Origin of the sequence: Flaviramulus multivorans, from assembly GCF_021728415.1 — a bacterium.
In the GTDB taxonomy this organism is placed as follows: domain Bacteria; phylum Bacteroidota; class Bacteroidia; order Flavobacteriales; family Flavobacteriaceae; genus Sabulilitoribacter; species Sabulilitoribacter multivorans.
The window spans coordinates 1-23383 of sequence record NZ_JAKKDV010000006.1 but is presented as its reverse complement, the minus strand read 5'-3'; the positions used below and the strand labels follow the sequence as shown (position 1 = coordinate 23383).

Below are 23383 nucleotides of genomic sequence, written 5' to 3'. Positions count from 1 at the left end.
AAATAATATAGAAGATGTCTAGAAAAGAAAATAAAAAGAATTTAGCTTTAATCGTACTGCTTTGTAGCTTCTTAAGTGTACAAACACAAGTAAATTTATCAGCTGATTTTACGGACGATACTCAAAAAAATGAAGCTTTGCATAACATTTGGTCTATTGCAAATCGCATCAGTCCAACAAATGGATCCAATGTTCGCCCTGGACTTAAAATAAATACGGTTAGGATGATTGGCGGAATTAAAAAAACTGTAAACGGACAAAACGTAAAAGACTTAGATTTTGATACTTGTTTGTATGATTCAATAAACAATATCTATGTGTATAAATTTGAACGTCTTATTGATAGATTAGATAAGATAATCAATTCTCAAACAGAAATTCATCAAATTGTATTAGATCAACCACCTTGGGCTTTTCAACATGGTTATACTTTTATACCAGAAGGCACAAGAGACAATGTCAATTTTCGTGAAGATGAGCAAATATCCATTTATGGAAACTCTTTACCTCCAGCAGATCAAGTTGCATACCATGATTATATCGTAGCTTTAATGACCGAATTAGTTGCAAACTATGGAGAAGAAATGGTGTTGTCTTGGCGTTTTAGAGTCGGTTCGGAAATCGAAACACCAGATCATTGGTTTGGAACTAAACAAGATTTTATAGAGCATTTTGAAAATACCGAAAAAGCAGTAAGAACTGTTTTGCCTAATGCTGTTATTGGCTTGCATACAAGGGCTCCAGATTTTTTATATCAAAACGGTACTGTTTTAAATTACAAAGGAGAACCTTTTGCCTCGTTTGCAGAAGGTCTAATAGAATATTGTGCAGATAACAATGTGAGATATGATTTTTGGGGAGTGTCAGATTACGTGGTTTTAGGTAGTGGAACTTTGCGAAATATGAGCATAAAATATGATAAACTTTTTGCAGATTTAATAAACCACCCAAAATGGAATGCAAATGCAACCATAGACTTAATGGAATATGCCACTGTTACAACTATGAATGGTGCTGATGGCCAAGGATTTATTAATGCAGAAACAACACATTCTGAAATTGTTGAATTGTATTTTTCTAACATTTATTATAAAAATAAAGACAAAGGTTTAGATTTGATTTATAGATGGGGTAATAGAACAGGAACTCAAGATCCTCCTGGAATCACGACATTGAATTCAATGAATGGAAAAATTCATTACAACACTTCAATTTCAGGAATACCTAACACTTCAAGCAACGATATTCAAGCCATTTTTTCAAAAAGTGCAAATGCCGTAGAATATGATGCCTTGGTTTATAATTACAACAATAGTTCACTGTCTTATATACAGAACGAGACTGCAAACATTTCCTTAACATCGGAATTACCAGAGGGAACAACCTTATATTACAGAAGTATTGCATATAGTAAGTCAAATAATAAATTGCAGAATTTCTTAATAAATAACTCGGGTTATGTAAAAAGCGGATTTGATGATAGAGGTTCTCCTGATAGAATTTTGACAGCGGAAGGTTTCACTGCTTATGAAGCTTATGAAAATCCCAATCCGCATGAATATAACAATTGGAAAAGTGTGGTAACTACAGCACGAACTGATGGGAAACCTGGATCAATAATATCTGTAACCACGGAATTGCCCTCCTTTTCTTTTGAAAAATTTGAGTTTAGAACCGAAGATTATTTTGTACAAGATATAACTCCTGCTACTGTGGTTTGGACAACATCAGAAGATTTTGCCCCTTGGACAGCAGTTAGTTCTGGGATGACTGTAAATACTGATGATGATAAATTAACCTTGAATTATTCAAGCGGATTTGCATTTCCTATGGCAGCAATTACAGGTTTAAATATCAATTCTGATTTATATGACACTTTACAGTTAGTTGTTAAAAATAGTACAGAAGATTCTAGTCTTCAAATGGCGGCAAATATTCCAGGAACACAATTTGCTACAGGCAGAAAAAAAATCACCATACCTAATGATAATGAATGGCATACAATTGATGTAGATTTAACAAATTGGTCTCATTGGACCGGAACTATTACTGAATTTAAGGTATATGAAAGTGTTAACACGGGCAGTATTGTTTTTGACAGAATTGAGTTTATTCCTAAAACTGATACTCAAATTTTTAACGTTAACATTTCCAAAGAAGGTAAAGGTTTGTTGAATTACAGAAGTGGAACATCATTTGGAGGGCAAACATTTAATTTAAGTGCAATTGCAGATCAAGGATGGGAGTTTCAAGGTTGGACAGGTGATGTTGTAAGCACCGAAAACCCATTAGAGATTACCATAAATTCAAATGTAAATATTACCGCAGTTTTTGTTCAAGAAGGTTTATCTGTTGATGATTTCCAACATAACAAAACATTTATTATATATCCAAATCCAAGTGTAAGTGGTGTATTTAATCTAAAAAATCATGGCTCAGAAAACTGGGAAGTTTATAATTTTACTGGAGCCAAAGTGTTATCTGGAAAAGGGAAAACAATAGATATTTCTAACTTTTCACATGGATTGTACATTGTAAAAATGAACAATACTTACAAAAAAGTGTTGTTTAATTAAAAACGATTGGTATATAAGGAGTAGTTAAAATGAAGATGTTTTTAAAAATTTCAATATCCTTTTTATTAGCAATTCTTTTTTTAAGTTGCATTGCATCATCTTCACAAAAAAAAAAGAATGGCGATAAAAAACCCAATCTAATTTTTTATTTAGCCGATGACCAAGATGTATATGATTATGGCTGCTACGGCAATGAAAAGGTAAAAACACCAGCAGTTGACCGTTTAGCAAAAGAAGGTATGTTGTTTCAAAATGCATTCACAGGTCAAGCCATTTGTGCTCCAAGCAGGTCGCAATTACTTACAGGGAAATACCCATTGAAAAATGGCTGTTTTGCAAATCATACAAGTGTAAAACCTGATATCCAAAGCATGGTACGGCATATGCAAAAGTTAGGTTATGAAGTCGTACTTGCTGGCAAAAGCCATGTGAATCCGTCAAAAGTATTTCCATGGGATAAAGAATGGCATGCAATAGAAAAAGAAGATGGTCCTCGACCTTATATTCCATTAGACAGTATTGAAAATTATTTTAATACCGCCAAAAAACCATTTGTGATGCTAATAGCGTCGTATTATCCACATGCTGAATATTTTAAAGTTGATAACCCTAAAGCAGAGGACATAAAGACCTATCCATTCAATTCAGTTAAAAAAGATGATAAGGGTTTCATTAAAAGTAAAGCAGGTTACTACAGAAGTATTGAGGAAGATAACAAACAATTAGAAGACGTATTAAATTTAGTTGATTTGCATTTAGATACGGATAACACCCTGTTTATTTACAGTGCCGATCATGGAGTTTCTGGAAAGTTTGATGTTAAAGATGTTAGTTTAAAAGTACCATTTGTGGTACGCTGGCCAAAAATAATAAGACCGGATACTAAATCGAGTCAATTAATTCATTACACCGATGTGCTTCCCACTTTTATTGATATTGCCGGTGGACATGCCACAGATGAAATGGACGGTAAAAGCTTTTTGCCTTTGCTTAAAGGTGAAGATGTTGCAATTAATGAGTACGTCTATGGTGTAAGGACCAATCAGAACATCTTAAATTCTGAGATTTTCCCATCAAGAATGATTCGTAATAAACGCTATAAATACATTCGTAATTTCAATTCGATAGAAGTTGTAGAGCAAAATTTAACAGGCAAACCCAATGTCGATTATTTTATAAAACGGGGTGCAAATGCTTTTAAGGATGAACCTTTCGAGGAATTATACGATTTGCAAAACGACCCTTTTGAACAACATAATTTAGCTAAAAACCCAGAGTATAAAACTATAAAAGAAAAATTAGCTGAAGACATGTTTATCTGGATGAAAGATCAGGGCGATATTTTAAATGAAGATCAGGGTAACATGCCCATTATCACACCAAAAGGGAATAAAGGATTTAAGTTAGATCAAGATACACCAAGACGAAAAATCCCAGATTCGATAAAAAATACATTAAAAAAGGGCGATTATATTGTAATTGAACATTGGTAAAAACTTATTAAAATGAATAAATTTTTCAAATATGTAATTGGTTTGTCCTTGCTTTTTATGTCATGTAAAAATGAAAAAGATAAATCTACAGACTCACTAGAACAAAAACCAATGAACATATTGTTTATTGCAGTTGACGATTTGCGTCCTGAACTCAACTTTTATGGTGCTAATCATATTAAATCACCCAATCTTGATAAATTGGCTGAAGAGAGTTTAGTTTTTAATCGAGCGTATTGCAACATTCCGGTATGTGGTGCTTCAAGAGCAAGTCTATTAACGGGGCTACGTCCCACAAGACATCGTTTTATAGATTATAGTACCAGAGCCGATGTGGATGTTCCTGATGCGATTTCTTTACCAAGACTTTTAAAACAAAACGGTTATACCACAATTGCTGATGGTAAAATTTATCATAATGTGGAGGATGATGTTTCTTCCTGGAATTCTATTTGGTTTCCGGAAGGGAATATTCGAAATTATCAATTAGAAAAAAATATAAAAGAGAATGGTAATGCTAATTTGGCTGTTGCTGGTGCTACTGCTTTTGAAATGGCAGAGGTTAATGATACTGCATACTTTGATGGTAAAATAGCGCAAAAGGGAATAGCAGATTTAAAAAAGCTAAAAAACAAAAACGCGCCTTTCTTTTTAGCTATTGGATTTATGAAACCGCATTTACCATTCAATGCTCCAAAAAAATATTGGGATTTGTATGACAGATCGAAAATTGAACTTCCCGATAGTTATCTTCAGCCAGAAAGCTCTCCGAAACAAGCATTTCATAATTTTGGTGAGTTACGAAATTATGGTAATATTCCTAAGAAAGGCAATATTCCTGATGATTTAGCTAAAGAATTGATACACGGTTATTACGCCTGCGTGAGTTATGTGGATGCACAAATTGGTTTGGTTTTAGATGAATTAAAACGATTAAAGCTAGAAGACGATACCATAGTTGTTTTATGGGGCGACCACGGTTGGAATTTGGGCGACCATCAATTATGGTGTAAACACTCCACTTTTGAAACGGCTTTAAGAACACCATTAGTAATAAAAGTACCTGGTAAAACGAATGGTCAGAAAACAGATGCTATAACAGAGTATATCGATATTTACCCAAGTTTAGCAGAACTTATAGGTGTAGAAGCACCAAAAACACTTGAAGGCCAAAGTTTTGTTCCACTATTAAATGGAGTAACACCGGAAAAAGATTGGGCGGTTAGTAAATTTAAAGATGCTGTGACTTTAATAAAAGGTGATTTATTTTATACCGAGTGGACTAAAGATGATGGAGTGGCTTATGCACGTATGTTGTTCGACCACAAAACAGACCCATTAGAACTTGATAATTTAGCCGCAAAACCTGAGTATCGAGAAACCGTTAATCAACTGGCTAAAGAACTAAGAGCAAAATGGGGTAAAGATTTTTTAAAATAATAGTTAAAGTCATGAAAATTTTCACGAATCGAAATTACAAATTACTTTCTGTGTTTTTTTTCCTTTGTATAGGAATAACTAGTTGTCAGAATAAAGCAAAAAAAGTAGATCAAAAAGAAACCCAACCTAACATTATATATGTTTATGTTGACCAAATGAGCGCTAATATGATGAGTTGCACTGGTAACACCTATTTAAAAACACCCGCACTAGATTATATTGCTAAGAATGGTATCCGTTTTACAAGAGCTTATACTACCAATCCAGTTTGCTCGCCGGCAAGAGTTAGTTTAATGACTGGAAGGTTTCCAAGTTATTTTAAAGATGATAAGGGGAATGAAATTCGGGAAAACAGAGCGTCTATAAAAATTCCTCAGGTTTCTCAAGAAGTCGCAAACACCACCATTGCTTCTTATCTGAAAAAAGCGAATTATGAGTTGTACTTTGGTGGAAAAGAACATTTGCCAGAGTCACTCACACCTAAAGCACTTGGCTTTAATAAATTTAGCGATGATGAAAGAGGTGAGTTGGTAAATAAGGCGGCAGATATTATTAATGAAAAACATAAAAACCCATACTTTATGGTAGTTTCATTGATAAATCCGCATGATATTTGTTACCTAGCATTACGCGAAAAAGCCACTAGTGAAAATGACGCTATACTATTAAAACGAGCTAAGGTTGAATTAGCGACCTTAGATGAAGCTATGAAAATTCCTGAAGGTATTACTGAAGAAGATTTTTATACGAATTATTGTCCACCGCTTCCGAAAAATTTCGAACCTCAAATTGATGAACCTGCAGCAGTCAAGAGCCTAATAAATGCCAGACCGTTTCGTAAAAACGCGAGAGAACATTTTACAGATAACGATTGGAGGCATCATAGGTATGCCTACCATCGCTTAACAGAGGTTATGGATAAAGAAGTGCAAGTGATTTTGGATGCTATAAAAAACAGCGAACAAGAAGAGAATACACTTGTTATTTTCTCAAGCGATCATGGCGATATGAGTGCAAGTCATCGTATGGAACATAAGTCAACATTATACGAAGAATCTGCAAATATTCCTTTTATGGCGATGTGGAAAGGCCATATTCCAGCAGGTAAAGTTAACGATGAAGATTTGATTTCAAATGGAATAGACTTACTTCCTACTGTTTGTGATTTTGCTAATATAGAAGGGGTTTCAGATGTGCGAGGGAAAAGCTTAAAACCGCTTTTTGAAGGCGAAGATGTAGAATGGCGAGAAACGCTTGGAGTAGAAAGTGAAATAGGTAAAATGGTAGTAGATAAAAATGGTTTAAAATACATTCGTTATGATTTAGAAGGCGTTGAAGAACAGCTGTTAAACTTGAAGCTAGACCCTTTTGAGATGACACATTTTACTACTGACCCTAAATTTAAAGATGATTTAGAACGACTGCGAAATATATACAAAACAGAATGGTTTAAATGATTAAAACAGGACCAGATTATAATATGAAATTTAAATTTTTAAAGCTTGTTTTATTGTTTTTTGTGATTACTAATAGTGTGAGTAGTCAAACATTAGTTTTTAGGGATAAAATTATAAATACAAATGAAGACAAAGCCTTTTATCAATCTTTTATCCATTAATAAAAAAAACATGCTTTTTTGGTTAGATCCATCCAGAAATACTTGTTTTGGTTTTTAACACTTATTTTTTCTTTAGGGTTCTTTTTAAGTTGTACCAAACAAGGTAGTAAAACACTTTTGTTTGTGGGGAGTTTTACCGACAAAAAACTAGGTGAAGGCATTCGAGTTTATGATTTTAATAGTCAAACTGGTGAGGCACAATTAAAATTTACTTTTGACAGCATTATCAATACCTCATTTCTTAAATTATCACCAAAAAGTAAGTATCTATATTCGGTGGTTGATAGTCAAATGGAATACCATGGAAAGATTGCAGCTTTCGAGGTAGACTCTGTGAATTATAAATTGAAATTTCTAAATGTACAGGATTCTGGGGGAAGAAACCCAGCACATTTAGAAATAGATAAAACAGGTGAATTTCTTGTGAATTCGAATTATTCAGACCCAAGCTTAAGTGTTTTCAAAATTAATAAAAATGGCAGTTTAAATTCTTACAATCAAGTTATTCGTTTTAAGGATAGTAGCATTATTGAAAGCAGACAAGAAAGTGCACATATTCATTCCTCAAACTTCTCACCTGATGGTAGGTTTCTATTTGCCCAAGACTTAGGCTCGGATAAAATTAGAAGTTTCAGATTCAATAGAAACCAAAAGGATTCAATACTTAAAAATAAAAATAAAATTAAGGTTAAATCAGGTAGTGGTCCAAGGCATTTCACTTTTCATCCTAATGGAAAATTAGGTTATGGAATTGCAGAGTTAAATGGTAAAATTACTGCATATGCATACAGTAATGGTAGTTTAACCTTTATCGAAGATTACCAGTCGTATGAACTAAAACAAGATATTTACAGAGCAGCAGATATACATATTTCACCTGATGGTAAATTTTTATATACGTCTAATCGTGGACCAGAAGAAGATAGTATTGCTATTTTTTCAATAAATGAAGTTAATGGTAAGTTAAGTTTAGTAGGTTATGAACCTACTTATGGCAAACACCCAAGAAATTTTGCTATATCGGGGGATGGTAATTTTATATTCGTTGCTAACCAATTTTCTAATAACATTACCATTTTTAAAAGAGAGATAAAAACTGGTAAATTAATAAAACTCCCAAAGGAAATATTAGTAAATCAGCCCGCTAGTATTCAAATAGCAACATATAAAGATGAATAATGTATTGTAAATGGGTAGCTTAAAGTGATTCTCTTTCAATAAAATTAAAAGGGACTTTAAATTTACCCTTTGATTTATTTAGAATCATTTGTGCTGCTGTTTCTCCCATCACTTTAAAATCCGTCGATATAACGGTTATACCCAATAACTCTTTTAGAGGTGTGTCATTATAAGAAATAATGCCAATATCACTTCCTAATTTATGTTCATCTTCTCTTACTTGTTTTACTAAATTAACCAAGTCGGCTTCTTCAATTGTAATAAATAAATCTCCCTTTTTTAGTATCATGTCGTCATAAACTTTATCAAGAATTTCAAAATCCAGTTTATGTTCAACACAAAATTTTCTAAAGCCATGCAAAATCCTTCTGGGATATGGATATACCGCTTTTTCAGGATAAATTAACATGATTTTTTTATATTCTTTTATTTTTGGTAATCCTTCTTTCAAGGCAAAATAGATGTCATTTTCAAAATCTTGGTAAACTTCTATCAAATCCCCTTCAACTTCTGGTTTAATATTATCTAAAATAACCAATTTATCTTTTGGTATCTTTTTTATCGCTTTAATTACATTATCTGTAAAGCTCACATGTTTGAGTTCTTCTGTTTTAAAATGGGGCATAATAATAAAATAATCGTAGGCTGATTTGTTTTTATCTAATATATTTAAAAACAAACTTTCATCACAATGATAAATATGTAAATCGGTATGTGAATTTGCCCCAATAGCGTCTATAAAATGATTATAAGTTCTCATTTTATAAGAACTTAATTTATTAATTAAGAATAAAATATTGACTTTAGAAATTAACTTAGTTCTAGAAATATAGTAGCCTTTACCTCGAATAGAAGTAATAATATTTCGCTCCTTTAAAATACTATACGCCTTTTCAACAGTATCTCTTGATAAATAAAACTCTTCACTAAACATATTTATTGAAGGAATTTTTTGATCCATGGTTAAATTCCCTAAAGAAATATTGTTAATTATGGAATCAATGATTTGCTGGTATTTTGGAACCCTAGAGTTTTCATCAATCTTTATGAATTTAATTAGATTCATGTTGCTTGTTTAATTTAATCAATGAATATAAACTTTTTATTTAAAATCAGAAAAGCCAAAATATCATTTATTATTTAAATTTAATATATAGGCATTAGTGTTAATTCTTGGTTATGTTGATTTTCTTTCAATAAAATTAAATGGTACTTTATACTTGCCTTTTTCATTATTTAAAATCATGCCAGATGCTGTTTCTCCCATTATTCTAAAATCTGTTGAAATAACTGTAATACCAAGAAGGGCTTTTAAAGGCGTGTCATTATATGAAACAATACCTATATCACCCCCTAAAACAAACTCTTTGTCTCGTATTTGCTCTATCAAATTGACTAAATCGTCCTCTAAGATGGTGATAAACAAATCACCTTTTAAAAGAACCATGTCATTGTACACTTGATTTAAAATATCAAAGTCTAAATGATGCTCAGCGCAAAATTTTATAAACCCTTGTTTAATGCGTTTGGGGTAAGGATAAACAGTTTTTTCTGGATAGATAAGAATTATTTTTTTGTACTTAATAATCTTTTTTATACCGTTTTTCAGAGCACTATAAATATCATTTTCAAAATCTTGATAAACAGTAAGAACATTATCTCCGATTGGAATTTGGTCATGGTCTAATAAAACAAGCTTTGTTTTTGGAATTTTATTTAGGGCTTGGGTTACAGCTTCTGTAGTATATGTATGCTGAAGGTCTTCAGTTTTAAAATGCGGCATAATAACATAATAGTCGTAAGCTTTTTCATGCTTACTCAATAAATTTAAAAATAAGGTTTCATCACAATGATATATATGTAGGTCTATATATGCGTTAGAACCAATGCTGTTTAAAAACGAATGATAAATTTCCATTTTGTACCAGCTCAATTTATTAATAAGGAACAAAATGTTTAATTTCTTTATTAACTTAGTTCGGGAAATATAATAACCCTTACCTCGAATGGATGCTATGATATTTCGATTTTTAAGTATACTATAAGCCTTTTCAACAGTATCTCTTGAAAGGTACAAATCCTCACTAAGGCTATTTATAGAAGGTATTTTATGATCAATTTTAAAATTACCAGAAGAAATATTTTGAATTACAGAGTCAACAATTTGCTGATACTTAGGGATTCTTGAATCTTCATCAATTTTAATAAATTTATGTAATTCCATAATTTTAATAAATTCGTCAATTGCTTTACTATTACCTTGTGCAGTTAAAAAGACTACTAAGTGCGATTCTTAAAATAAGGCAATTTACCTTTTATTACCTTAGAACTCGGAGGGTAAATGTAAATACCTTATATGTATTAATATCTTACTTTTTTGTGTTCCTCCTTATATGTTTGTTTCCCAAGAATCCCAAAAAACATCTACTTATCCAAACTTATTAACCTTATGACAATTTATTTTGGTTTCTAATCGTATAGAGTTTGTTTATTGAGAGAACTCCGAGGAATATTCAAATCTTGTTGTTATTCAAAATAAATTACTTGTCATAATCCTTATAATTTATAAGACTATTTAATACTATAAAAATAGTAATAATAAGGATAATAAGTATCTGATTAATAATAATATATTCAATAGGATTTAATAAAATTCATATTTTTAAAACCAATATCTGATTTTGCAGTATAGTACAGGATAGAGATTATTTATCCCTTACTTAATTTTGGGATTAATAATTATTATAATCAGTAATATGGAAAACATAACCAAAAACTTTAAATACGTAGATTATCTTTGGGATGATGAAAAAGCAGATAGCTTAGGTGACAATCAAGTTGAATTATTTCTATATCGTTCAAATATTTTAGGAGCAGATTTAAGAATTACAAATTATGGTGGGGGTAACACAAGTTGTAAAACGATTGAAACGGACCCTTTAACCAACGAAGAGGTTGAAGTAATGTGGGTGAAAGGTTCTGGTGGAGATATTGGTACTTTAACACGTTCTGGAATAGCGGGGTTATATACAAAAAGGTTGAGAGACCTAAAAAACGTGTATCAAGGGCTACATGATGAGGATAGAATGGTTGGGCTTTTTAATCATTGTATTTATGATTTAAATAGTAAAGCACCTTCTATTGATACACCCTTACACGGACTGTTACCGTTTGCACATATAGATCATTTGCACCCAGATGCATTAATTGCAGTAGCTGCGGCCAAAGATAGTGAACAAGTTACAAAAGAGATTTGGGGAGATACTATGGGATGGGTGCCTTGGCAAAAGCCAGGTTTCGATTTGGGGTTGCAATTAGAAAAATGTTTAGCTGATAACCCAGGTATTCGCGGTATTGTATTAGGAAGTCACGGTTTATTTACGTGGGGCGACACTTCTTATGAGTGTTATATGAACAGTCTCGAGGTTATAGAAATGGCATCGGAATATATTGCCAAAAAAATTAAAGAAAAAGGCTCTGTTTTTGGCGGTCAAAAAGTTGAAAGTTTACCAAAAGAAGAACGTTTAGAAAAAGCAACGCAATTAATGCCTCTATTAAGAGGATTATGTTCTTCTGAAAAACGTATGATTGGTCATTTTTCTGATACAGATGTAGTTATGGAATACATCAATAGTAATGATTTAGAAAGATTGGCACCTATGGGTACATCTTGTCCAGATCATTTCTTAAGAACCAAAATTCAACCTCTAGTATTAAAATTAGATAAAAATGAAGATTTATCAGACGCTGATGCTATTTTAAAGAAATTAGAGCCAGCATTTGAAGCCTATCGTCAAGAATATGTGGATTATTATAATACATGTAAAAAAGATAATAGTCCAGCCATTCGTGATGCAAACCCTGTTATTATTATTTATCCAGGGGTTGGTATGTTTAGTTTTTCAAAAGACAAACAAACTACACGTGTAGCAAGTGAATTTTACATAAATGCTATTAACGTTATGCGTGGTGCAGAAGCTATCACAGAATATACCTCTTTACCAAGACAAGAAGCTTTTGATATTGAGTATTGGTTATTGGAAGAGGCAAAGTTACAACGTATGCCAAAAGAAAAACCATTATCTCGTAAAGTAGCTTTTGTTACTGGAGCAGGTGGAGGAATTGGTAAAGCAATTGCTGATAAACTGGCGGCAGAAGGAGCCAATGTAGTTTTAACAGATATTAATGAAGAAGCTTTAATAGAAGCTAATGCAACATACAAAAGAGATGTGTCTACTTATGCCGTTTGTGATGTAACAAGTACTGCATCCATTGAGAGCGCCTACAAGAAAGCAATTCTTGAATTTGGAGGAGTTGATATTATTGTGCACAGTGCAGGATTGGCCATTTCAAAACCATTAGAAGACACAACAGATAAAGACTGGAATATATTACAGAATATATTAGTTAAAGGGCAGTTCGATTTAGCAAAACAATTTGCAGCAATTATTCGCAAACAAGGATTAGGAGGTGATTATATAGCCATTGCAAGTAAAAATGGTTTAGTAGCAGGACCTAATAATGTAGCTTACGGAACAGCGAAAGCTGCGCAACAACATATGGTACGTTTGTTAGCTGCCGAATTAGCTAAAGACAAAGTAAGAGTAAATACCGTTAACCCAGATGGTGTTATTGTAGGTAGTAAAATATGGGAAGGTGCTTGGGCTGAAGGAAGAGCAAAAGCCAATGGTATTACAGTTGAAGAATTACCAGCATTTTATGCAAAAAGGAATTTATTGCATGAAATTATCACTCCAGAAGATATTGCTAACGGTGTATTTTCATTCGTAGGTATACTTGATAAATCAACAGGAAATATTATAAATGTTGATGGCGGTATGGCGAATGCTTTTGTTAGATAATAGAATAGTTTGGTATAATTAGTTTAGTTTAGTAAAAGAAAACTTCCATAGATATTATGGTTTATGGAAGTTTCTTTGCATTTAGAGAAATTTATCATGAAAATACAAAAAGATCAAATCTTAAGTTGCAATAAATCAGAAATAGAGAGTCATAAGGAAAATTTTGACTTTTTATCTCAAAAATTAAATAAGCAAGGTCATGATGTTAATAATATATTGACTAGGTTGGCTGATTTTCAGGTTGCTATTCCAAGTTGGGCATTAGGTGCTGGCGGAACTCGATTCGGGCGATTTTCTTTTTTTGGAGAACCTTCAAGTCTTGAACAAAAAATAGAAGATATTGGTATTCTTCATAGTTTAACGCAAACAGCAGGAGCAGTATCTTTGCATATTCCTTGGGATATTCCTTCAGATTATAATGCTATTAAAGAAAAAGCAAATGCTTTAGATATTAAATTTGATGCGGTAAACTCTAATACATTTCAAGATCAAAAAGGCGCAAAAGAATCCTATAAATATGGATCTTTAAGTAATACAAGTAAAGCGGTTAGAGAGCAAGCTATACAGCACAACTTAGATGTTATTAAAATTGGTGATAAATTAGGATCTAAAGCTCTAACGGTTTGGTTAGCTGATGGATCTTGTTTTCCAGGACAAAATAACTTTCAAACCGCATTTCAAAACACGCAAGATAGCTTGATAGATATCTATAAAGGTCTTCCAGATGATTGGAAAATGTTGGTTGAATACAAACCGTATGAACCTAATTTTTATAGCACAGTAATACAAGATTGGGGCGCCTCATTAATGCTAGCTAATGGTTGTGGAGACAAAGCATATACCTTAGTAGATTTAGGACACCACTTACCAAATAGTAATATTGAGCAAATTGTTTCAATTTTACAATTAAAAGGTAAATTAGGTGGATTTCATTTTAACGATAGCAAATATGGTGATGATGATTTGACCGTAGGAAGTATTAAACCATACGCTCTATTTTTAATCTTTAATGAATTGGTTTATGGTATGGCAAATAATCCACAAAATCCAGATTTAGCGTGGATGATTGATGCTAGCCATAATGTTAAAGACCCCTTAGAAGATCTAATACAATCACTTGAAGCTATTCAAGAGGCATATGCTAAAGCATTACTTGTTAATCAAGATGAATTAAAAGCGGCTCAGCTAAATAATGATGTCGTAAAGTGTCAAGAAATTATACAAGGTGCTTACAGAACAGATGTTAGACCATTATTAGAAAAGGCCCGATTAACCAGAGGAGGTGCTATAAGCCCTATAAACACTTACAGAGCATTAGATATAAGAGGACAGTTAATTAAAGAAAGAGGTAAAAATACTGTGGCTACAGGATTGTAAATTATGTAGTATGAAACAAAAAGTAACTGCTGTTTTTGATATTGGTAAGACTAACAAAAAGTTTTTTTTATTTGATAAGGATTTTAAAGAAGTTCATAAAGAATATATTGCCTTTGATGAAGTAGTTGATGAGGATGGACACCCAACCGAAAACCTTCAAGCTTTGCATAAATGGTTGAAAGATGTTTTTAACCGAATTCTTGAAGCCAAAGAGTTCGCGGTAAAAGCCATTAACTTTTCAACTTATGGGGCAAGTTTAGTTCATATAGATGAAAATGGAAATCCAGTTACGCCACTTTATAACTACACAAAGACTTTAGATAAAAAAATCATTGACTCCTTTTTTAAAGAGTATGGTCCAAAAGAAAAATTTTTAAAAACAACAGGATGTGCAGATTTAAGTATGTTAAATTCTGGACTTCAGCTTTATTGGATAAAAAAATCTAAGCCAGAGGTTTATAGTAAAATAAAATATTCATTACACTTACCACAATATTTAAGTTACATATTTACCGGAATCCCTATAAGTGAATATACAAGTATAGGCTGTCATACTGCCTTATGGGATTATAGAAAGAAGGATTATCATACTTGGGTTTATAACGAAGGTATTGATAAAATTTTGCCTCCTATTGTTTCAACCGAAACAAGTATAAATATGAATTATAATGGAAATCGCATAAAAATTGGGGTTGGTATTCATGATAGTTCAGCAGCATTACTACCATATGTAAGAAGTATTAAGAAAAAATTTGTGCTTATTTCAACTGGCACTTGGAGTATAGCTTTTAATCCCTTTACAAAAAAACCTATTTCTAAGGATATGAATGATAAGGATGCAATAAACTATATGAGGATTAATGGAAAGCCAGTAAAAGCATCACGAATTTTTCTAGGAAATGAGTATAAAATACAAGTTGATAAACTAAATAAATTATTTAATGTAGATAAGGATTATCATCGTACAGTTAATTTTGATTATGATACTTATTTTGAAATTATTCAAGATTTTAATTATTGTTTTAAATGGGATAGCATAGAAGATAAAGATATGCCAGAGCAAACCCATATATCTTATCACAAATTTGAACACGCTTATCATCAATTAATGATAGAGCTGGTCTTATTGCAAATAAAATGTATAAAAAAAGCCATAGGAGAGGATGAGATTATGAGACTTTATGTCGATGGCGGGTTTAGCGATAATGATGTTTATATTAAATTATTATCACACTACTTTAGAGATAAAAAACTAAGAACAACAAGTGCATCCTTAGGTTCAGCTTTGGGCGCTGCAATTTCAATATCTGACACAAAACTTAATTCAAAATTTTTGAAAAGAAATTATGCGCTTAAAAAACATGTTCCATTTATTATTAGCGGATAAAATATTCAATTGATAAATTGAGAATGATTAAAAAGTAGTTTTTATTAATTATTATATTTCTTAAAAAAAGAAAATTACTATCTTAAAATACTATTGTTATGAAATTTGACACCCGGTATCCTTCAATTGATGATTTAAGAACAAGAGCTCAAAAAAAGATTCCAAAGTTTGCCTTTGAATATTTAGATGGCGGATGTAATGAAGATGTAAATTTGTTTAGAAACACTTCAGAGTTAAGAGAAGTACAATTAAAACCAAATTATTTAAGAAAGCATCATGGCTCTGCACTAAAAACAAGGCTATTTGGAGTTGAGTATGACGCACCATTTGGAATAGCTCCGGTTGGCTTACAAGGATTGATGTGGCCTAATTCTCCAGAAATTTTAGCTAAAGCGGCTTTTGAGCATAATATTCCTTTTATATTAAGTACGGTAACTACAACAAGTATAGAGCGTGCCAGTGAATTAACCGAAGGAAAAGCATGGTTTCAGTTATACCATCCTACTGAGGATAAACTACGTGATGATATCATTAATAGAGCAGCAGCAGCAGAATGCCCAGTATTAGTTATTCTTTGTGACGTACCTACATTTGGATTTAGACCCAGAGATATTAGAAATGGTTTAGCAATGCCTCCCAAAATGACATTGAGTAATATTTTACAAGTATTTGGTAGACCACATTGGGCGCTGGAAACATTAAAATATGGACAGCCAAATTTTGCAACTTTAAAACCTTACATGCCTAAAGGTTTGGATTTAAAGCAATTAGGCAAGTTTATGGATCAAACGTTTAGTGGGAGATTGAATGAAGAAAAAATAAAGCCTATTCGAGACATGTGGAAAGGGAAATTAGTTTTAAAAGGTGTGGCTTCAGAATATGATACAGAAGAAGCCATAAGACTTGGAATAGATGGCGTGATAGTATCTAACCATGGTGGGCGTCAATTAGATGCAGGACAATCAACTGTAAAGCCTCTTTCAATAATTGCAGCAAAATATGGTGATAAAATTGAAGTAATGATGGACAGTGGTATTCGTTCAGGACCCGATGTTGCAAGAGCTATGGCAAGCGGAGCTAAGTTTACTTTTATGGGGAGATCGTTCATGTATGGTGTATCCGCACTTGGGAAAAAAGGAGGAAATCATACAATATCATTGCTAAAGACAGAATTACAACAAGTTATGGAGCAGTTATGCTGTGAAAAAACAACCGATTTTCCTAATCATCTAATTAAGTAGTTCTACCAGACAGTACAGTACAGGATACATTTGTGATAATGAGAATCTATTTTTGAAATTGGCTTTGTAAAGTATAAAGCTCTTTTATTGTAACTATAAATACTTTTAACGACTAAACAACCAATTTATATGAGTCAATTTAATATCGAAGAAGACATTGAAGAAATTGCAGGAGGAGAATTTGAAAGAACTCCAGTGCCAACATCAAAATTAAAAGGTTGGAAAAGTTTTATTGGGATGTATGCTGGAGAACACGCAGCAGGAACAGAGTTTATGATAGGTCCTTTATTTTTAACTGCAGGAGTAAGTGCATTTGATTTGATTATTGGTTTATTACTAGGAAACCTTTTAGCTGTTTTAAGCTGGCGTTTTTTAACAGCAGAAATAGCTGTAAAAAACAGACTTACCCTTTATTATCAATTAGAAAAAATTTGTGGTAAGAAATTAGTAACTGGATATAATTTAGCAAATGGTGTGTTATTTTGCTTTCTAGCAGGAGCCATGATAACAGTTTCCGCAACTGCGGTAGGGATTCCATTTGATATGCCTATGCCAAAATTAACTGATACCATGCCTAATGGAATGACTTGGGTCATTATAGTAATATTGATTGGAGCTGTAATCTCAATCATAGCAGCACGAGGTTATGATACTGTTACAAAAGCTGCCAACTGGATGTCTCCAGTAATTGTTTTGGCCTTTATTGCTGCAGGTATAGTTGCATTAGGTCAATTAAATGTTAATAGTTTTTCTGATTTCTGGAATATTTGGGGTGAAGGCGGAGAGCCTTTTCCTGGACAAATAAAATTTACGTTTTGGCATGTAGTTATTTGGTCATGGTTTGCTAATGCAGCGATGCACGTTGGGATGTCTGATTTATCAGTATTTAGATTTGCTAAAAAATCCAATGCAGGATGGACAACTGCTGCAGGAATGTATGTAGGGCATTATATGGCGTGGATAGCTGCTGCATTATTATATGCAGTTTATTTAAAGTCTCCTGAGGCACAAGCATTTTTGAGTAATGGCGATGCACCACCAGTTGCCCCTGGTCCTTTAGCAAATAATGCTATTGGTATATTCGGTATTATTGCTGTTGTTTTAGCGGGTTGGACAACTGCTAATCCTACTATATATAGAGCAGGTTTAGCATTTCAAGCTATTTTACCAAAATTATCAACTGTAAAAGTGACTATTTTAGCGGGTACTGTTGCTACTATTGCAGGACTATTCCCAGCTTTTGCCATGAAACTTTTAGGTTTCGTAGCACTTTACGGATTTATACTAGCACCATTTGGAGCTATCATTGTATTTGAGCACTTTTTTCATAAAAAGGCAGGCATCGTAAAAAACTATGCAGAAGTAGCTAATTTATCTTTTAATAAGTCTGTATTTTGGTCATGGGCAATTAGTTTCGGATTGTTTTATTTTATATCAGTTCAGTTCGATGTGTTCTTATCTTTTGTAACACTTCCTGCTTGGGTATTATGTGGAATCCTATTCTTAGTATTCAGTAAAAAGTTTCAAAAGTAATAGATGATTTTTATTGAAATTATGGCTTTTGAAATAAATTCATAAGTTATTTTTTTACTACTAGCACAGTTTATTTTGTAACTATAAGTGTTAAAACGAAGATATACTATTTTTAATATATGCACTAAAATGAATTATTATTTAGGACTAGACATAGGAAGTTCATCTATTAAAGCAGCGTTAGTAGAAGTTGAATCTGGGAAAAGTTTAGGTGTTGTACAGGAACCAAAAGATGAAATGGGTATGCATGCCGAAAAAAATGGTTGGGCTGAACAAAATCCTAACGATTGGTGGAAACACATCTGTAATGCTATACAGTCCTTAAAAAAGAAATATAAAGTAAGCAGACCTCAAATTAAGGGTATTGGTATTTCTTACCAAATGCATGGATTGGTTTTAGTTGATAAACGCGGCACACCTTTAAGGAAAAGTATCATTTGGTGCGATAGTAGAGCGGTACAAATTGGGCATAGAGCTTTTGATGAACTTGGTGCAGAAAAATGTACATCAAACTTATTAAACTCCCCAGCAAACTTTACAGCTTCAAAATTAAAATGGGTTAAAGAAAATGAGCCTGACATTTATAAACAAATCTACAAATTTATGCTCCCTGGCGATTATATCGCTTATAAATTTTCAGATAAAATAAACACTACCATACCGGGATTGTCAGAAGGCATCTTTTGGGATTTTAAAAACGATAAAACAGCAGATTTCCTTTTAGAATATTATGGCATTGATAAAGCATTTGTTCCAGATATTGTCGATACGTTCGGAGTGCAATCTTTGGTATGCGAAAAAGGTGAAGCAGAAAGCGGTATTGCCGCAGGAACCCCCATTTTTTATAGAGCTGGCGATCAGCCAAATAATGCCCTATCATTAAACGTATTCAACCCGGGAGAAGTCGCTGCAACAGGTGGAACTTCAGGTGTGGTATATGCGGTTACCGATAATCTATCGGGCAAAGAAAGTACGCGTGTCAATAATTTTGCACATGTAAATTACACAAAATCTAACCCAAGAATTGGCAAACTACTTAATATAAATGGAGCAGGCATTCAATATCGCTGGTTACTTAATAATTTGGCGGTAAACTCTTACGAAGAGATGAATAATTTGGCTTCAGAAATCCCAATAGGGTCAGATGGTGTGTGCTTAATTCCGTTTGGTAATGGTGCAGAACGTATGCTCAACAATCAAGAAATTGGCACGCGTATCGTCAATATGAACTTAAACAATCACCACAAAGGGCACATGTGTCGTGCGGCGCTTGAAGGTATCGCTTTTTCATTTGTGTATGGCATGGAAATCCTAAAATCCGATGGGATTAAGCCAAGCGTAATTCGTGCCGGAAACGATAATTTATTCCGTTCAGAGATATTTGCAAATACGGTAGCTACCTTAATCGAGCAAGAAATAGAAATTTACAACACAACAGGCGCCATAGGAGCTGCACGAGCAGCGAATTTACACAAAGGCGATTTTGAAGCCTTCGAAAAGGTAATTATGGATAACGACCATGTCATGACATTCATGCCTTTTAAAGACAAACAACCTTATATAAAAGCATATAACACCTGGAAAAAAGAATTAGAACTCATTTTAAATAAATAACGTTCTGGCATTACCACAAGGGTCCGACTTAAAGTTTATCCCGAGCGGAATCGAAGGCTACAATTTTTTTGATTGTGCCTCGCAAAAAGGATCTCTTCTGCATTCTCTAACGCGTGTGTAGAACTAAAAATAAATAAACGAACAAACGAATAAACATTTTTCATCATGGCAACTAAAGAATACTTTAAAGGAATAAACAAAATCAAATTTGAAGGAAAAGAATCAGACAACCCATTAGCATTTAAATATTACAACCCAGACCAGGTAGTCGCTGGAAAAACCATGAGAGATTGGTTTAAGTTTTCAATAGCTTACTGGCATACCTTCTGTGGACAAGGTTCCGATCCATTTGGTCCAGGAACTCAAAAATTTGTTTGGGATCAATCTTCTGACCCTATTCAAGCTGCAAAAGATAAAGCAGATGCAGCTTTCGAATTTATTGGTAAAATAGGTTTTGATTACTTCTGTTTTCACGATTTCGATTTAATTCAAGAAGGTGCAACCTTTTCAGAATCAGAACAAAGATTAGCAACCATAACAGATTATATCAAAGACAAACAAGCAGATAGTGGTGTTAAATTATTATGGGGAACAGCAAACTGCTTTTCAAATCCGCGATACATGAATGGTGCTTCTACCAACCCAGATTTTAATGTGGTTGCCAGAGCAGGAGGTCAAATAAAATTAGCCTTAGACGCGACTATAAAACTAGGCGGAGAAAACTATGTGTTTTGGGGTGGTCGTGAAGGATATATGTCTTTGTTAAATACAGATATGGGGCGTGAGCTTGATCATATGGGGCAGTTTTTGGCAATGTGTAGAGACTATGCGCGTAGCCAAGGGTTTAAAGGGAATTTCTTTATCGAGCCAAAACCAATGGAACCATCAAAACACCAATACGATTTTGATACAGCAACAGCCATTGGGTTCTTAAGAGAATATGGATTAGACAAAGATTTCAAAATAAATATCGAAGTCAACCACGCCACTTTAGCGCAACATACGTTTCAACATGAAATTGAAACCGCTGCAAAAGCAGGTATGTTAGGAAGTTTAGACGCTAACAGGGGTGATTATCAAAATGGATGGGATACCGATCAATTCCCGAACAATATTCAAGAAACTACTGAAGCCATGTTGGTTTTCCTAAAAGCTGGAGGCTTGCAAGGTGGTGGTGTTAATTTCGATGCTAAAATCAGAAGGAACTCAACAGACCTAGACGATGTATTCCACGCTCATATTGGTGGTGCAGATACCTTTGCGAGAGCTTTATTAATTGCAGATAAAATTATAACATCTTCACCTTATGAGAAATTAAGAAAAGAACGTTATAGTTCTTTCGATTCAGGAAAAGGAAAAGATTTTGAGAATGGAAAACTAAGTTTACAAGATTTATATAAAATCGCTCAAGAAAATGGCGAACTACAATTAAAAAGTGGTAAACAAGAGTTGTTTGAAAACATTATTAATCAATATATATAAATTATGAAGCAAAATACAGCATATATTTATGTGGTAACCATCGTTGCAACATTAGGAGGATTACTTTTTGGTTATGATACCGCAGTAATTTCGGGAGCAGAAAAATCAATTCAAGCCTTTTTAATAGAGAGTCAAGGTTTAAGCTCCTTTTTACACGGAATTACAGTTTCATCGGCATTAATAGGCTGTATTATTGGAGGGGCTATATCTGGTTTTGTTTCTTCTTATGGAAGAAAAAGAGCGCTAATAATTGCAGGTATTTTATTCTTACTATCAGCCTTAGGTTCTGCAAACCCCGAGTTTTTATTCTTCAAAAAAGGAGAAGCTACAATGGGTTTACTTTGGATGTTTAATTTTTACAGAATTATAGGTGGTATTGGAGTTGGTTTAGCATCTGCAGTTTGCCCTATGTATATCGGAGAAATTGCACCTGCCAAAATTAGAGGAAGATTGGTTTCTTTAAATCAATTTGCTATCATTTTTGGAATGCTTGTAGTGTATTTTGTAAACTGGGGTATTGCTGATGGTCAAACTATAGAATGGATTAATGAAATTGGTTGGAGAAGAATGTTCTTATCAGAGGCAATTCCTGCTTCTGTATTTGTTGTTTTATTGTTTTTTGTTCCAGAATCTCCAAGGTATTTAGCTTTAAAACAAGAAGATGATAAAGCGTTGTCTATCTTATCTAAATTCAACGGTTTAGAGAAAGCTAATAAAATATTAAGTGATATTAAACTAACCGTAGATGTGAATAAAGCCAAACTGTTTTCTTATGGAAAAGCGGTTATAATTATTGGCGTTTTATTATCAGTTTTTCAGCAATTTGTAGGTATTAATGTAGCATTGTATTATGCCCCTCGTATTTTTGAAAGTATGGGAGCAGCCAAAGACGCGTCAATGTTACAGACCATTATTATGGGCTTGGTTAATGTTGTATTTACTGTAGTAGCTATTATGACGGTAGATAAATGGGGAAGAAAACCCTTGCTTATTGTTGGCTCTATCGGAATGGCGATAGGCATGATTGCCATTTCTACTCTAGCTTTTATGGATATTATAGGAATAACAACGTTAGTATTTATAATTGTTTATACCGCATCTTTCATGATGAGTTGGGGACCCATCTGTTGGGTATTGATTTCAGAGATATTTCCAAATAAAATTAGAAGTCAGGCGGTAGCAATTGCTGTGGCGGCTCAATGGGCTGCAAATTTCTTTATCTCATCTACTTACCCGCCAATGATGGAAATTAGTAACGGAGGAACTTATCTTTTCTATGGAGTAATGAGCATAATCTCTGCGATATTCGTTTGGAAATTTGTTCCTGAAACGAAAGGGAAAACTTTAGAAGAAATGGAAAGCATTTGGAAAAAGAAATAGTTTAATTACACACTTTAAAAAATAAAATATCCCAATCAAATCTAATTTTTGCAATTGGGTTAATTTATAAATGTGAAAAAAATGAACAAAAAAATTGATCAACAATCGGCAGATAATATTAGAGCATTGGCTGTTGCTATGGTAGAAAAGGCAAATTCAGGACACCCGGGTGGTCCCATGGGAGGTGCAGATTTTATGCAC

The 23383-nt window shown here is 33.2% G+C and carries 16 protein-coding genes; 14 read left to right on the top strand and 2 right to left on the bottom strand.

What is annotated here, in order from left to right; genetic code table 11:
- Positions 1-14 precede the first annotated feature (14 nt).
- The 5 genes from L3X39_RS12820 (at position 15) to L3X39_RS12800 (ending at position 8306) form a co-directional block, all read left to right on the top strand.
- A complete protein-coding gene (locus tag L3X39_RS12820) occupies positions 15-2576 on the top strand; it encodes a GH39 family glycosyl hydrolase (protein WP_237232255.1) in 2562 nt (853 codons plus the stop codon).
- A 29-nt stretch (positions 2577-2605) separates the two neighbouring features.
- Positions 2606-4069 carry a sulfatase family protein gene (locus L3X39_RS12815; RefSeq protein ID WP_237232254.1) on the top strand — a complete coding sequence of 488 codons (1464 nt, stop codon included), beginning with the start codon at positions 2606-2608 and terminating at the stop codon, positions 4067-4069.
- Between the two features lie 12 nt (positions 4070-4081).
- On the top strand, positions 4082-5509 hold the full coding sequence (locus L3X39_RS12810; RefSeq protein WP_237232253.1) for a sulfatase: 1428 nt from the start codon (positions 4082-4084) through the stop codon (positions 5507-5509).
- Between the two features lie 11 nt (positions 5510-5520).
- On the top strand, positions 5521-6966 hold the full coding sequence (locus L3X39_RS12805; protein WP_237232252.1) for a sulfatase family protein: 1446 nt from the start codon (positions 5521-5523) through the stop codon (positions 6964-6966).
- A gap of 179 nt (positions 6967-7145) precedes the next feature.
- Positions 7146-8306 (top strand): lactonase family protein, encoded by a 1161-nt coding sequence (locus L3X39_RS12800; RefSeq protein WP_237232251.1) that lies wholly within the window; start codon positions 7146-7148, stop codon positions 8304-8306.
- Positions 8307-8325: 19 nt separating this feature from the next.
- Here the strand turns inward: L3X39_RS12800 and L3X39_RS12795 are convergent, their stop codons facing one another.
- Both L3X39_RS12795 and L3X39_RS12790 read right to left on the bottom strand, forming a co-directional pair.
- The gene (locus L3X39_RS12795; protein ID WP_237232250.1) at positions 8326-9372 is read right to left on the bottom strand and encodes a GntR family transcriptional regulator; all 1047 of its coding nucleotides are present in this window, start codon (positions 9370-9372) and stop codon (positions 8326-8328) included.
- A gap of 111 nt (positions 9373-9483) precedes the next feature.
- Positions 9484-10530 (bottom strand): GntR family transcriptional regulator, encoded by a 1047-nt coding sequence (locus L3X39_RS12790; RefSeq protein ID WP_237232249.1) that lies wholly within the window; start codon positions 10528-10530, stop codon positions 9484-9486.
- Between the two features lie 532 nt (positions 10531-11062).
- Between L3X39_RS12790 and L3X39_RS12785 the strand changes: the two genes are divergently transcribed.
- The 9 genes from L3X39_RS12785 to L3X39_RS14745 all read left to right on the top strand — a co-directional run.
- Positions 11063-13168, top strand: a complete 2106-nt coding sequence (locus L3X39_RS12785; RefSeq protein WP_237232248.1) for a bifunctional aldolase/short-chain dehydrogenase — start codon at positions 11063-11065, stop codon at positions 13166-13168.
- Positions 13169-13264: 96 nt separating this feature from the next.
- A complete protein-coding gene (locus L3X39_RS12780; protein ID WP_237232247.1) occupies positions 13265-14545 on the top strand; it encodes a sugar isomerase in 1281 nt (426 codons plus the stop codon).
- Between the two features lie 10 nt (positions 14546-14555).
- Positions 14556-15932, top strand: a complete 1377-nt coding sequence (locus L3X39_RS12775) for an FGGY-family carbohydrate kinase (protein WP_237232246.1) — start codon at positions 14556-14558, stop codon at positions 15930-15932.
- Positions 15933-16030: 98 nt separating this feature from the next.
- On the top strand, positions 16031-17173 hold the full coding sequence (locus tag L3X39_RS12770; protein WP_262910988.1) for an alpha-hydroxy acid oxidase: 1143 nt from the start codon (positions 16031-16033) through the stop codon (positions 17171-17173).
- 129 nt (positions 17174-17302) lie between these two features.
- Positions 17303-18706, top strand: coding sequence for a purine-cytosine permease family protein (locus L3X39_RS12765; RefSeq protein ID WP_237232245.1), 1404 nt, complete (start codon positions 17303-17305; stop codon positions 18704-18706).
- A 129-nt stretch (positions 18707-18835) separates the two neighbouring features.
- On the top strand, positions 18836-20320 hold the full coding sequence (locus L3X39_RS12760) for a xylulokinase (RefSeq protein ID WP_237232244.1): 1485 nt from the start codon (positions 18836-18838) through the stop codon (positions 20318-20320).
- Positions 20321-20485: 165 nt separating this feature from the next.
- A complete protein-coding gene (xylA, locus tag L3X39_RS12755; protein ID WP_237232243.1) occupies positions 20486-21802 on the top strand; it encodes a xylose isomerase in 1317 nt (438 codons plus the stop codon).
- A 3-nt stretch (positions 21803-21805) separates the two neighbouring features.
- Positions 21806-23182, top strand: a complete 1377-nt coding sequence (gene xylE / locus L3X39_RS12750; RefSeq protein ID WP_237232242.1) for a D-xylose transporter XylE — start codon at positions 21806-21808, stop codon at positions 23180-23182.
- 81 nt (positions 23183-23263) lie between these two features.
- Positions 23264-23383 (top strand): thiamine pyrophosphate-binding protein (locus L3X39_RS14745; RefSeq protein WP_262910962.1); only part of this gene is annotated, 120 nt, incomplete at its 3' end.

Excerpts from the sequence above, each read along its gene's own strand:
- L3X39_RS12820 (WP_237232255.1), top strand. The coding sequence starts at position 15 with ATGTCTAGAAAAGAAAATAAAAAGAATTTAGCTTTAATCGTACTGCTT.
- L3X39_RS12815 (WP_237232254.1), top strand. The coding sequence starts at position 2,606 with ATGAAGATGTTTTTAAAAATTTCAATATCCTTTTTATTAGCAATTCTT.
- L3X39_RS12810 (WP_237232253.1), top strand. The coding sequence starts at position 4,082 with ATGAATAAATTTTTCAAATATGTAATTGGTTTGTCCTTGCTTTTTATG.
- L3X39_RS12805 (WP_237232252.1), top strand. The coding sequence starts at position 5,521 with ATGAAAATTTTCACGAATCGAAATTACAAATTACTTTCTGTGTTTTTT.
- L3X39_RS12795 (WP_237232250.1), bottom strand. The coding sequence starts at position 9,372 with ATGAATCTAATTAAATTCATAAAGATTGATGAAAACTCTAGGGTTCCA.
- L3X39_RS12790 (WP_237232249.1), bottom strand. The coding sequence starts at position 10,530 with ATGGAATTACATAAATTTATTAAAATTGATGAAGATTCAAGAATCCCT.
- L3X39_RS12785 (WP_237232248.1), top strand. The coding sequence starts at position 11,063 with ATGGAAAACATAACCAAAAACTTTAAATACGTAGATTATCTTTGGGAT.
- L3X39_RS12780 (WP_237232247.1), top strand. The coding sequence starts at position 13,265 with ATGAAAATACAAAAAGATCAAATCTTAAGTTGCAATAAATCAGAAATA.
- L3X39_RS12775 (WP_237232246.1), top strand. The coding sequence starts at position 14,556 with ATGAAACAAAAAGTAACTGCTGTTTTTGATATTGGTAAGACTAACAAA.
- L3X39_RS12770 (WP_262910988.1), top strand. The coding sequence starts at position 16,031 with ATGAAATTTGACACCCGGTATCCTTCAATTGATGATTTAAGAACAAGA.
- L3X39_RS12765 (WP_237232245.1), top strand. The coding sequence starts at position 17,303 with ATGAGTCAATTTAATATCGAAGAAGACATTGAAGAAATTGCAGGAGGA.
- L3X39_RS12760 (WP_237232244.1), top strand. The coding sequence starts at position 18,836 with ATGAATTATTATTTAGGACTAGACATAGGAAGTTCATCTATTAAAGCA.
- xylA (WP_237232243.1), top strand. The coding sequence starts at position 20,486 with ATGGCAACTAAAGAATACTTTAAAGGAATAAACAAAATCAAATTTGAA.
- xylE (WP_237232242.1), top strand. The coding sequence starts at position 21,806 with ATGAAGCAAAATACAGCATATATTTATGTGGTAACCATCGTTGCAACA.